General features: G+C 62.8%; 11 protein-coding genes. 8 read left to right on the top strand and 3 right to left on the bottom strand.

Translation table 11 applies throughout. The annotated features are described in order from the left end of the window. Positions 1 to 175: 175 nt before the first annotated feature. Positions 176 to 1,231: an AI-2E family transporter gene (locus ACZ1JM_RS00495; protein ID WP_465132147.1), complete on the bottom strand. Its 1,056-nt coding sequence runs from the start codon at positions 1,229 to 1,231 to the stop codon at positions 176 to 178. 312 nt (positions 1,232 to 1,543) lie between these two features. Here ACZ1JM_RS00495 and ACZ1JM_RS00500 point away from each other — a divergent pair, with 312 nt between their 5' ends. The 4 genes from ACZ1JM_RS00500 to ACZ1JM_RS00515 are packed head-to-tail and all read left to right on the top strand — an operon-like array spanning position 1,544 to position 6,700. Beyond that, entirely contained in the window at positions 1,544 to 3,547 is a 2,004-nt protein-coding gene (locus ACZ1JM_RS00500) for an HAD-IIB family hydrolase (protein WP_465132148.1), read from the top strand. Next, positions 3,547 to 4,701 carry a glycosyltransferase gene (locus tag ACZ1JM_RS00505; RefSeq protein WP_465132543.1) on the top strand — a complete coding sequence of 385 codons (1,155 nt, stop codon included), beginning with the start codon at positions 3,547 to 3,549 and terminating at the stop codon, positions 4,699 to 4,701. Before ACZ1JM_RS00500 ends, ACZ1JM_RS00505 begins: the two co-directional genes overlap by 1 nt. Next, the gene (locus tag ACZ1JM_RS00510; RefSeq protein WP_465132149.1) at positions 4,698 to 5,630 is read left to right on the top strand and encodes a galactosyltransferase-related protein; all 933 of its coding nucleotides are present in this window, start codon (positions 4,698 to 4,700) and stop codon (positions 5,628 to 5,630) included. Before ACZ1JM_RS00505 ends, ACZ1JM_RS00510 begins: the two co-directional genes overlap by 4 nt. Next, a complete protein-coding gene (locus tag ACZ1JM_RS00515) occupies positions 5,627 to 6,700 on the top strand; it encodes a glycosyltransferase (RefSeq protein ID WP_465132150.1) in 1,074 nt (357 codons plus the stop codon). Before ACZ1JM_RS00510 ends, ACZ1JM_RS00515 begins: the two co-directional genes overlap by 4 nt. Before the next feature lie 13 nt (positions 6,701 to 6,713). On the opposite strand, the gene ACZ1JM_RS00520 is transcribed toward ACZ1JM_RS00515, so the two are convergent. Next, complete coding sequence (locus ACZ1JM_RS00520) at positions 6,714 to 6,914, bottom strand: helix-hairpin-helix domain-containing protein (RefSeq protein ID WP_465132151.1); 201 nt, start codon at positions 6,912 to 6,914, stop codon at positions 6,714 to 6,716. Positions 6,915 to 7,146: 232 nt separating this feature from the next. On the opposite strand from ACZ1JM_RS00520, the gene ACZ1JM_RS00525 reads away from it, so the two are divergent. The 4 genes from ACZ1JM_RS00525 to ACZ1JM_RS00540 all read left to right on the top strand — a co-directional run bounded on the left by ACZ1JM_RS00525 (position 7,147) and on the right by ACZ1JM_RS00540 (position 10,644). Beyond that, positions 7,147 to 7,785: a CsgG/HfaB family protein gene (locus ACZ1JM_RS00525; RefSeq protein WP_465132152.1), complete on the top strand. Its 639-nt coding sequence runs from the start codon at positions 7,147 to 7,149 to the stop codon at positions 7,783 to 7,785. A 71-nt stretch (positions 7,786 to 7,856) separates the two neighbouring features. Beyond that, positions 7,857 to 9,269: a hypothetical protein gene (locus tag ACZ1JM_RS00530; RefSeq protein ID WP_465132153.1), complete on the top strand. Its 1,413-nt coding sequence runs from the start codon at positions 7,857 to 7,859 to the stop codon at positions 9,267 to 9,269. Then, the gene (locus tag ACZ1JM_RS00535; RefSeq protein ID WP_465132154.1) at positions 9,266 to 9,754 is read left to right on the top strand and encodes a putative periplasmic lipoprotein; all 489 of its coding nucleotides are present in this window, start codon (positions 9,266 to 9,268) and stop codon (positions 9,752 to 9,754) included. The genes ACZ1JM_RS00530 and ACZ1JM_RS00535 overlap by 4 nt, the downstream gene beginning before the upstream one ends. Then, a complete protein-coding gene (locus ACZ1JM_RS00540) occupies positions 9,751 to 10,644 on the top strand; it encodes a hypothetical protein (RefSeq protein WP_465132155.1) in 894 nt (297 codons plus the stop codon). The genes ACZ1JM_RS00535 and ACZ1JM_RS00540 overlap by 4 nt, the downstream gene beginning before the upstream one ends. 12 nt (positions 10,645 to 10,656) lie before the next feature. Here ACZ1JM_RS00540 and ACZ1JM_RS00545 read toward each other — a convergent pair whose 3' ends face one another. After that, positions 10,657 to 11,472, bottom strand: a complete 816-nt coding sequence (locus tag ACZ1JM_RS00545) for a helix-turn-helix transcriptional regulator (RefSeq protein ID WP_465132156.1) — start codon at positions 11,470 to 11,472, stop codon at positions 10,657 to 10,659. Positions 11,473 to 11,807 lie beyond the last annotated feature (335 nt).

Genomic DNA, 11,807 nt, shown 5'->3' on the forward strand with positions numbered 1-11,807 from the left:
CCGTAACCACGTATGCCGCCCCCGCAGGCGCAAAAAACGCGCGCCACCGGGATCGCCGCTACTGCTTTTGCATTTCGTTCGCAATAGATCTGTGCTCATTTGCTCAGGATTGGGAATACGGCCTATCCCTGATCCGGCCGAGCGAAGAGCAATCTGCCCATCGCAAACACGGGTGCTAGCCGTTTTCCAGATCGATATCCTTGTCGAGAAGCGTCTTCACATAGATCCGCTTAACCAGCACGAAGATGGTGATGGTGAAGGGAGCGGCCAGCAGCACGCCGAGAAAGCCGAAGAGTGTCCCGGCGGCGACCACGGTAAACAGCAGGACGGCGGGCGGTACATCAACGGCCTGTTTCTGGATCATGGGCTGGAGGACATTCCCCTGCAGTTGCTGCACGATCAGGAACAGGACCACCGTCCACAGTGCAGTCGCCGGAGACTGGGTAAACGCGAGCAGCACCGCCGGTACACCGGAGATCACCGGGCCGATCATCGGGATGACGTCCAGCAGTCCGGCGATGACGCCGAGGCCCGCCGCCGACGGTACCCCAAGCAGGCCAAGGCCCGCCGAGGTCAAGGATGCCACCACGATGGAGGAGATGACCTGCCCCTTCATCCAGCCATTCAGGCCATGGCCGACATCGGCCAGGCCCGCTTCGGCGACGTCCATGCCTTTCTTCGGTACGAGATGCAGCAACCCCTCGCGGTAGACCTTTGGATCGGACGCCAGAAAGATCGCGGCGAAGATCACCAGGACAAGATTGGTCAGTCCGCTTCCTACCGCGAGCATGTAGGTGCCGATCCGGGATACGACGCCGGAAAGACTGTCTTTCCCTTTCTCAAGCGCGCCGTTGGCCGCCTCGCCAAACCCGTTGCGTTCGAGAAAGGCCTGAAGCTGGTTGATCGCTTTGGGCAGACTTTCCCGGATCGTGTCGAATTCGCTGGTCAGTTGCGCCCCGAACAGCACCAGCGCGCCAACGAATGTCCCCAGCAGGACGATGACGGCAATCGCCAGGGAAAAACCCCGTCCGATCGGTAGTAGCGAACAGATGAACCTTGTCATGGCATCGAAGACGACTGCCAGCACGATGGCCGCGAATACCAGCATCAGGAAGCTGGACAGCTTCACCATCAGCAGCGCCACTCCCGCGATTGCGATGATCATCACGGCGGCAGCGGCAATGCGGCTGAGCGACCAGTAACGCGAGGGGGTAGCGGTTTCCAATTCCAATGAACTATCCTTGTCGTAAGCCAGACCCGCAGGAAGAGATGAACCCCGCCTTCACGCCTTGCTTGGTCGATATTTGCGGCATGTTCCAGCTTAAGTCGCACCCACTTCCGCAAGATCTGGTGATGAGGCTTTGACGACCATATTCGGTTAAAATTGGGGCTAACAACGAACGGTGATGCGGTAAGTTTCTGCGCTGAGAAACATTCAGGAAACCAACGAGAAATCGCACTAACCCACATTAGCCCACGACATATCAGCAGGATCAAAGCCTGTAAGTCGACGTTGAAGCCCGGTATCATCAAAGGGGGCTTCTTGTTCATCATTCATCTTGCGCTTGGCGGATGTTTAAAGGCGCCGCCTGTACTGTTTGGTATTACTCCCGACACGGGCGGACATATTGCTTACATTCTGGAAGCGGCGCAGGCTCAGGCAGCGCGAGATGATGTTCGCTTGGTGTCGATCGTGACGCGCCTGTTCGCTGATCCAACGCTCGATGCGATGCATGCCCAATCATCGGAATCCATTTGCGCTAAGTTGACGATCAACCGCATCGCCACGCGGAACCGGGCCTACCTGCAAAAAGAAGCTCTGTCCGCCGAACTCCCGGCGTTGACCGAGGCGTTTTGCGCGCATCTGGGGTCACTCCCCGTCGTTCCCGATGTGATCCACGCGCATTTCGCCGATGCTGCCGCCATTGCGATCGAGGCGCGGCGGCGATTTGGGATTCCTGTCGCCTATACCCCGCACGCGTTGGGGATCGACAAGCTGAAGCTGGGGCTGGCCGACAGCGCGCTAGATGCGCGCATCCGGAACGAACGCGCTGCTATTGCTGACGCAAACGCGATCCTCGTTTCAACCCACGACGAAGCCGATCGCCAGATCGCAGCCTATGATGTTGCAACCGGCGACCGGGTCCATCGCCTGAAACCCGGAGTACCGCACATAGTCCGTGGCGTGTCCACCGACACCGTTGCGGATCGTCTCGGAGATTGGTTAGACCGCCCGCAGTTGCCGATCATCCTTGCGGTAGCACGGCCTGTTCGCAAGAAGAACCTATCCGTGATCCTCGATACGTTCGCAGCGGACGAATGCCTTCGCTCGGCCGCCAATCTGGTGATCCTCGCCGGGCAGCATGATCATGCAAGCGGTGAGGAGAGCGAGGTGCTGGAAGAACTGAGGCAACTGGCATCCCAGCCCGCGCTGCGCGGCAAAGTCGCCCTCCCAGCATCACATGGCGCGGGCGATGTCGCGGCTCTGTACGCGCTGGCGGCGAACGGTGGCATCTTCATCAATCCCGCGTTGCATGAACCTTTCGGCCTCACACTGATCGAGGCCGCGGCCGCAGGGGTGCCGGTGGTTGCTACGTGCCATGGCGGTCCGGTGGAGATCGTGGGCGCGCTGGGCAATGGCATCCTGATCGACCCGCGTGATACCCGTGCGATTGCCGACGCTTGCCATGCCCTGCTGTCCGATCCCCAGCACCATCGCCGCCACGCCGTGGCCGGTCTGAACGCCATCGATGGCTATTCCTGGCCCGCCTATGCCGAAGCATCAGTCGCGATATACAGAGCTCAGAGCACGCCCGGGCTTCTTGCCTGCGATATCGACAACACGCTCACGGGGTGCCGCGAAAGCGCGCTGGCTTTCCGCGATTGGGCGGGGAAGCGGAGCATTCCCTTTGTCATCGCCACCGGTCGGCCTTTCGTTGATGCACGACGCATCCTCGATGCCTGGAACCTGCCGCAGCCGGACGCCTATATTGTCGATGTAGGGTCCAGCATAATGCTGCCGGGCGACGACGGCGAATGGCGATCGTGCCCGGATTTCGAAGCGTCCCTCGACGATGGCTGGGATCTGTCGGCTGTTGATCGAGCCTTGCGGCCATTTGAGCTGGAGGAGCAGCCCGCTCGCGTGCAGACGCGCCATAAGCGCAGCTTTTTCGGCGATGCGGCTACCGCCGGGCTTATCCGTCAAGCGCTGCAAGATGCCGGGCTGCTGGGCAAGGTAATTCACTCGCATGATACCCTGATCGATGTCCTACCGATCAAGGGCGGGAAGGCCGCAGCGATCGCCGCGTATGCCGCGCGGCTTGGTCTGCCGATCTCGGCCTGCATCGCAGCGGGAGACAGCGGTAACGATGCCGACATGCTGGCGCAGTGCGGCTACTCCATCCTCGTCGGCAATGCGGATGCCGATCTGGATGATCTGCCCATGCGCTCCGGCATGTACCGGGCGCTGAAACACCATGCAGCCGGAATTCTGGAGGGACTTGAGCAGCATGGCGTGATGGCCCAGGCCATGCCGGTGGCGGCGTGATGCGGCCCTTCGGATACTTCGTTCACCATCAGGGCAGGGGCCATGCAGAGCGCGCCGCCGCCATTGCCCACGCGCTGCCGGCGTCGCGACCGCTCACCCTGTTCAGCGCCCGCGACGACATTTTCCCTGATTTGCCGGACCATGCACGGATCGTCCGCATCCCCTCGCTATTCGAGCCTACCGGGGGGGAGATCGGCTCCAGCGACTGGGTAGGAACACCGGAAACGCTGCATTGCGCGCCATTGGGATGGCCGGGCATCCGCCACGCGATGGCGACGATGACGGCATGGTTCCACGAAGCGGACCCGGCACTGTTGATCTGCGACGTCTCGGCCGAGGTTGGGCAGTTGGCGCGCATATGTTCCGTCCCGCATGTGAAAGTGCTGCAGCACGGTCAACGCTCCGACGCAGGTCATCGCGCGGCGTATGACGGGGCGGCAGGGCTGCTCGCGGCATTTCATGCAGACCTCGCCCAGCCTGACTGGGACGAGGCGATGCGGGCCAAGACGTGTTTTGTCGGTGGTCTGGGCGTCGATACGCTGTCGGTGGAGCGGGAAGTCGCTCGCCAGCGGATCGGAATTGGCCGCGATGCGCAGATGATCCTTGTCGTCTCGGGCGGCGGTGGCGGAGGTTTCGCTCAGGCGCCGCTGGGCGTCGGGGCGCGCACTCGGCCCGATGCGCAATGGATCACCATCGGACCCGTACAGCGCGACTGGCACGCCACCGAACCTGCCAACATCGAGCATAGAGGCTGGGTGGAAAACGCCGCCGACTACATCGCAGCAGCGGACATCGTCATCTCCTCTACCGGCAACACAACCTGCCAGCAGGTTCTGGCGGCAGGGCGTCCGTGGCTCGCAGTGCCGGAATGGCGTTATTTCGATGAGCAGCACTGCAAAGCCGATGCCTTGGGCGCGGCGGGTGCCGCTTGCATACGGCCGCATCTGCCATCCTCTGCGCAGGCGTGGCAGCAGGCGCTTGACGATACACTGCGTAGCCATCGCCCGGATATCCAGCGCGCCATGATCGAGAGCGAGCCTGCCCGCATAGCCGCCGATTGGCTGGAAGCCTTGAGCCATCGTCTTTGGCCAACCGACCAACCGACACCAATCGCCTCTCCAATCCCTTGCCCCCCGTTGATGGAGCCCCAATGACCAAGCACCCTGTTTCCGTCGTCACGCTGGCAAAAGGCCGCGACGCTCATCTGGTGAATCTGGTCCATGGGCTGACACAGCAAACAGAGCTTCCCGGTGAACTGATCGTGGCGGTGATGCAGGACGAGCTTTACGCGCTTCCTCCTGCTCCATTTCCGATCCGGCAGATGCGCGTCTGTTCCGATACCCTGCGCCTTGCCGAAGCGCGGAACGCGGCGGCAACGGCGGCAGAAGGCGAACTGCTGATCTTCCTCGACATGGATTGCATCGCGGAACCTAGCCTTATCGCAGATTACGCCAGACACATGGCGGAGTTCGACGGTCTGCTTATGGGCGAAGTGCTTTATCTGCCCGGCGGCGCGACGCGGGAAGCATGGTCGTTCGAGGAATTCGCGCGCGTGGGGGTCAAGCATTCGGACCGCCGCGGCCCGCCGCCCAGCGGGATCGAAATTTGCGCCGATTATCGCTGCTTCTGGTCACTGAACTTTGCGATGCGGCGCGACACATTCCTTCGCGTCGGCGGCTTTGACGAGCGTTATTTCGGGTATGGCGGGGAAGACACCGATTTCGGCAAGACGATCAGCACGGCCGGCGTCCCCATCGCGTGGTTGAAGGGTGGGCTGGCCTATCACCAGTACCATCCGCATCACATGCCGCCCGTCCATCATCTGGAAAGCGTCGTGCGCAATGCCCAGCTTTTCGAGGCCAAGTGGGGCTATCGCACCATGGGGCATTGGCTTCATGCGTTCGGGATGATGGGCCTGATCGATCACACTCCCGGCCAGCCCATCACCATCCTGCGCAGTCCCAGCGAGGCTGATCTGGCACTGACCGGGCAGCAGAGCGAGCAGCCTTACGCGAACAGCGCCACGGTCATCCGCCTGCTCGAAGCGCGCTGCGTTGCGGATGACGCTCTCGTCGCCGCATGAGGATCGCGATCCTGGGGCATGTGCGCCAGCGCATCGCCCACCCCTTTGCCGGCGGAATGGAAGCGCACTGCTGGCATCTGGCCGATGGCCTGCGCGCCCGTGGGCATGACGTGGTGCTCTTCGCTTCGGGTGACAGCGATCCACGCTTTACGATCGATCCCGTGCTGGACGAGCATTACGAACGCACGTTCCCCTGGGCCGAGCATCGCGGCTCCGCCCCGCTGATCGCGCATCTGGACCGGGGATACGCCGCTGCCTGCGAACGGATCGCGGCGGGTGGGTTCGATGTGGTGCACAACAACAGCCTGCACCGTTTTGCGCTGGAGCCGCGCCGCACCGCGCAAGTGCCGACGGTCACGTCGCTTCACGTGCCGCCGTACGATGCCCTGCATGGCTTCGTCACCGCCAGCATCGCCGCGACGCATCGCCTGACCGTTACCTCGGCGCGCCAGTTGGAGGCGTGGTTTCCCGAGCAAACGCCGCCCGGAGTCAGCGTTCTGCACAATGGAATCGATCCCGCGCTCTGGCCGTTCGTGGCCAACGGCGACGGAACGGCGGCATGGTGCGGGCGCATCACGCCCAACAAGGGGCCGCATCTCGCCATTCGGGCAGCGATGATCGCCGGTATCGCTCTGACCCTTTACGGCCCGATGGAGGATCCCGAATACTGGGAAACGCACGTTGCGCCCATGTTGAGCGAGACCATACGCTATGGCGGTCATCTGGACCCGGCCAATCTGGCGCGTCAGATCGGCAAGGCGTCGGTATTCCTGTTCACGCCCTGCTGGGACGAACCGTTCGGCTTGGTAGCGATAGAGGCGATGTCCTGCGGTCTACCCATCGCTGCCTTCGATCAGGGAGCAGCGCGGGAAGTGATCGGCGATGCCGGCCGCTTTGCGGCGCCCGGGGATGTGAAGGCGCTGGCCGCCGCGATCGTTGACACCATGGCGATCCCACGCGTCCGTCCCCGTCAGCGGGTAGAGGCGATGTTCACGCGCGAGCTATGGATCGATCGCTGCGAGGATCTCTATCAGGCCGCCATGGCAGGGATGCATAGTCTGGCGGCCTGAACGAGAGGCTGCGTCAACTATCGCCGACGCTGAGCGCTGCGCTGGTGCCATCGACCTTTCCGGCCATGCCAGGCACCTCCTCAAGTTGGCGCAGATCGGTGAAGCGCCCGCGCTCCCCGCGATAGCGGACGATCTCGAAGCCATGACCCTGAAGCCCCGGCACGGCGTCCAGCTCTTCCGCACTCGCTGTGTTCACGTTGACGGCATCAGTCATGGATCGGCCTCGCTCCCGGATATGTGTCATTCGACGGGATAACCGGATGAAGCGGGCATGGTTGCCTGTCGTCTTCCATTATCGTCCAGGGACCGCATGGTGACAAACCAGTATTCGCCACGGCATCATCAATTGTGATGATGAATAGACATACCAAGTCATGAAATAGCAATCCCGGGGCACGGTCTGGCCGCATCGGAAACGATGCGGCCACCGTTGAATAGGGGTACTCATGCAGTTTCGATATCTTATCGCGGCGGCGTCCGCATGCGCGTGCGTCATGGCAGGGGGTGCCGCGCACGCGGGATCGAACAAGCGCGGCACGCAGGCCATGGAACTGGATCCGCAAAGCAAGGGCGCGGTGTTCGGCCAGTCGATCGAGTCCGTCGATATAGAACGGATGGCCAACAACGTGGTGCGCGATCTGATGTCGCGGCCGGACATCGTGGGAACCGCCACGCCGCCACGCATCGTGGTGGACAGCGAAAAGTTCTACAACAACAGCATCCAGCGCATCGACCGGGACATGATCACCTCGATGCTGCGCGCGCAACTCAGCCGGGCGGCGCAAGGTCGCATCCGCTTCGTCAGCCGTGAAGCGATGGACATCGTCATGCGTGAGCGTGAGCTCAAGCGTTCGGGCGTCGCGGATGTCGGGACTCGCGGAATGACCAGGGGCGTGTCTGGTGTCGATTACCAACTGATCGGACGCGTGACCTCGCTGGACTCGCGTGATCAGCGCTCCGGTCTGGTGCAGCGCCGCACCCAGGTGGTGTTCGAACTGGTCGACATGGAAACGGGGGACCTTCCATGGACCGGCGAGCCTTACGTCATCCTGCGCGCTGCGGGTGACGACGTCGTCTACCGCTGATCTTCAAAGCAATAACTGGACGCGTGACCTCGTCTCGTCGCGCGGATTCCTGACACATAAGGGGGAAACTTATGCGTAGCTCTACCATCATTGCCGCTCTTCTTTCGACCAACCTGATCGCCGCCGCCGCCATCGCGCAGGCTGAACCGGCCGCCGTGGCCGCCCCGGCTGCAACAGCTACTGCCGCTGTCGATGCAAAGGCTGAGGCGAAGGCCGCCAAACTCGCGGCGCAGGCCGAAGCGAAGCGTCTGCGCGACCTGAAGGCCAAGTACGGCGAAGGCCCGTATCCCGATGAAATCTCCGCGTACGTCGCCAGCAAGCCGGAAAAGCTGCGGCCTTTGTATCAGGCGCTCTACACGGGCGGCGAGCGTAACGCGGTGCTCAATTTCGAGCGACTTGGCCTTGCCGCGTATCAGGAAGGCCTGATGAAGGACGCCGGCTGGGCGTTCGATCAGGCACTGAACCGCATCGAGACGATCTATGCCGACAATCCTCAGGCGGCAACCGCCCGGTCGATCTTCCACAACGAAGCGAACAAGGACTTCAAGGGCGAACCTTACGAACGTTCGATGGCCTATTACTATCGCGGGCTGATCTTCCTTCAGGAAGGCAAGTTCCAGGATGCCACCGTGTCGTTCCGCAACGCCGAATACCAGGATACGCTTTCGGAAGAGGAAAGCTTCCAGGGCGATTTCGCCGTGATGAACTACCTCAAGGGCTGGAGCCAGAAGTGCGCGGGCGACAAATCGTCTGCCAAGGAATCGTTCGATCTGGCGGTGAAGTCCCAGAAGGACCTGGTGATACCCGCCGATGGCGACAACGTGTTGTTCGTGGCGGAACTGGGCAATGGTCCGGTAAAGGCCCGTGACGCGGCGCAGGCGCAGAAGCTGCTGTTCCAGGCCGGGGCGGAATACGACGAAAGCGATACGACGATCACGTTGGTCGATGGCAAGCAGCAGGTTGCCGTGCCGATGAAGCTGGCGAGCAGCGTGAAGTATCAGGCGACCACGCGCGGCGGTCGCGCGATCGACGGCGTGATGAACGGCAAGGCCAACTGGAAGGAAGGCACCGACGCGGTCGGTTCTGCCTTGGCCATGCAGGGCATGATGGGCGGCGACCCATACATGCAGCTTGCGGGCAGCATGTTCTCCATGTTCTCCGGCGCGATGAAGACGAATGCAGACATTCGCGCGTGGGAGGGGCTGCCCGACCTCATCATGGTCGGCACCGCAAACACCAAGACCGATGGGTGGCAGTACCAGGGCAAGTACCTGAAAGGCGCCGAGCCGCTGGAACTGGCCGGAACCGCTCGCCGCGGCGGCGGCAAGGCGTGCAATGTCGTGTGGATGCGCTCACGGCCCGGTGTGTTCGGCACCGACATCATCGGTGAGGACGCGGGTGTCGCCGCTTCGCAAAACCGCAAGAAGCCGGTCCAGTTGAAGAACAAGGCTTTCCGCACTACACTTGAAGGAACTGCACTGTGATCAATCGCACGCTGGCGATCGCGGTCGCCGCATTGGCAGTCAGCGCGGTTCTGGGGGGATCGCCCTCCACCGCGCGCGAGAACCGCCCGCTCAAATGCAGCATCGGCGCTGCCCGCCGCGATCCTCCGCATGGCGGGCCCGCGCTGGTCGCCAACATCCCGCGAGCGATGACCCCGGTGGACCTCAACGCGGTGCAGATGAACGATCGCGGCGTGTGGAAGAAGGTCATCGTGGAGGGGCTGTTCGTCAGCCGCACTCCCGCCGATACGCTGGAAGTCACGGCGCGGCTGGTCAACTGCACCAAGAAGCCGCTGGTCGTTCAGGCGCGCTCATCATTTCTCAACCAGGGGCAGGGGCCTGCCGAGCCGTCGTCCGTGTGGAAGACTGTACACCTGTCACCCTTGTCGATGAGCACGTATCAGGAGCGTTCGATCAGCCCACGCGGCGTCGAATACTACCTGATCGAACTGCGGAGCGACCAGTGACGGTGGGCAGGGGGTTCGTGACCCGCGCGGCGTTGATCGTCGGCCTGACGGTCGCCGGGCACATGCCAATGGCCGTGGCGCAGGAGGGGGGCTTGCGCTCCGGCCAGCCGGGCATGGCGGGTGAATGGGCGGAAGGGGCGGACCGTCTTGGCCAGCCGGAAACGATGGATCGCATCGGCCCGCCGACCCGGATGGACCGCGCGGCCGGCTTTTCCAGCGCCTATGCCCGCGCCCGTTCGCCGCGTGTCGTCGTGTTCTGGAACCGCGAGCTGACCGACGACATCGAAACCGAGCGTGAGGAGGTGACCGAGTTTTCTTCGCGCATTACCGGCAGTGCGTCCGGGGATCTCGATGAGCGCAGCACCCGGCGCGGCTCGCATTCGCGCTATGACTCGACGTCCGAGAGTGGGACCGACGGCACCATCCGCACGACGTCCGGCCGCCTTGATCGGGGCCGCCGCGCGTCTCCCTACAGCGATGCCGATGATTTCGACTTGCAGCGCGGCTTCGTTCAGGCGCTGTCGAACGCGGGCGTGCGCTTGATCGACCGGACCACCATCGTCCGCGCGGCGGCACTGGGCAGCGATCCTGCCAATGCGCAGGCAGTGGAGATGAAGGCGCTGCAAGGCCGGGCCGACTGGACGATGGAAGTGACCCCGCTCAGTCGCGGATCGGGCGACGGCGCGTTCAAGATCATCGTTCGCGACGTGCGCAGCGGCGAGATCGTGGCGATGACTGTCAGCGACGGCCAGCCCGAAGTCGGCCGCATGCCTTACGTGGCAGGGCCGAACGGCTTCGTGCGCGCAACCCCCGCTCCAGTCAGCCCGCTCGCCAGCGGGCGCCAGATCGCGGTCGACGCAATGGCCGCCATCGCCGGGTCGCGGCGCTAGATCAGGAGAGGCTCAGGGCAGGCTGCGTAGAAGGACGACCAGCTTGGTCACCGTCTCGCAGCCGGTCTTTTGCAGGACCTGTCGCACCTGGGTCCGTACGGTGTGCAGGCTGACCGATCGCATGTCGCTGATCTCATTGGGAGAATGCCCGGCGGCCAGCGCTTCGGCCACGCGCGCCTCTGCCTGGGTGAGGCCAAAGTGCTGCGCCAGCCAAATGTCCGCGTTCGACCGTGGAGGGCGTTCATCGCGTACCCGGACGACGCAGCCAGTCGCGCCGTCGCGCTGCACGGGAAGGACCAGCATCCGCACGATCTGCCCGGATTCAGGATGCTCACACGCAAAGGCGACTTGCTCGGTCGTACGCCGGTGAAGCGTGTCCTCCACCGCCTTGCGAACCTGACGTTCCAGTTGGGGATTGGCGAAATGAAGGCGCCCGTTCTTGATCGATGCCGCCGACCCTGCGGCCAGAACGGCCTGCGCCGGGGGTGTCGCTTCGATCACGCGCAGAGTGGGGCCGACCAGTAGCAGTCCCTCATCCCCCGCGTTCAACAGATCGTTGAGGTTGCCGATCTTGCGGTCCCGCTCGCCGATCATGGTGCGCGCCAGATAGATGCGATGAAGATCAAGGACGAGGTCGTCCAGGCCCGCCGTCTCTTCCGGCGTGAACGCACCCGCGCCGAACGAGCGCTGAATGGCGGTACAAAGCGTATCGCCGCCCAGCTTGTGGATCAGGCCCATGCAATGCCCGGTATCGTCGCCAATCGGGCGCATCACTTCATTCCAGAATGCCGAATTCCGGAATTGTTCTTCAGGAAGCAGATCGTCCATTGCCACGGCGCGACCGGTGGGCCCGACCGTAAAACCAATGTTACCCCAAGTATCCAACCGGCGACTCGGGTCCTCCAGAATGAAGTCGATCGATTCTTTTGAGAAATAAGCGTACTGAAGATCGGTTAGTTCTTGCGCAGCATTGAAACGATATAACGTGGAAGAGCGACCGCCCGCCAACCGCGCTAACGTCTGAGGCAACTCCGCGAACGCTGTATCGTCATGAATTGCATCGTAAAGTTCACCCCTGTTCACCGGCCCCCCGCGAACTTGATAAAGTAAAACCGTCACGCGTGATTGTAATGACGCCGACGACTGTCGCCGTTACTAATCAA

It is taken from the genome of Novosphingobium sp. BL-S-24, assembly GCF_055521575.1.

Excerpts from the sequence above, each read along its gene's own strand:
- ACZ1JM_RS00505 (WP_465132543.1), top strand. The coding sequence starts at position 3,547 with ATGCGGCCCTTCGGATACTTCGTTCACCATCAGGGCAGGGGCCATGCA.
- ACZ1JM_RS00510 (WP_465132149.1), top strand. The coding sequence starts at position 4,698 with ATGACCAAGCACCCTGTTTCCGTCGTCACGCTGGCAAAAGGCCGCGAC.
- ACZ1JM_RS00515 (WP_465132150.1), top strand. The coding sequence starts at position 5,627 with ATGAGGATCGCGATCCTGGGGCATGTGCGCCAGCGCATCGCCCACCCC.
- ACZ1JM_RS00520 (WP_465132151.1), bottom strand. The coding sequence starts at position 6,914 with ATGACTGATGCCGTCAACGTGAACACAGCGAGTGCGGAAGAGCTGGAC.
- ACZ1JM_RS00525 (WP_465132152.1), top strand. The coding sequence starts at position 7,147 with ATGCAGTTTCGATATCTTATCGCGGCGGCGTCCGCATGCGCGTGCGTC.
- ACZ1JM_RS00530 (WP_465132153.1), top strand. The coding sequence starts at position 7,857 with ATGCGTAGCTCTACCATCATTGCCGCTCTTCTTTCGACCAACCTGATC.
- ACZ1JM_RS00545 (WP_465132156.1), bottom strand. The coding sequence starts at position 11,472 with ATGGACGATCTGCTTCCTGAAGAACAATTCCGGAATTCGGCATTCTGG.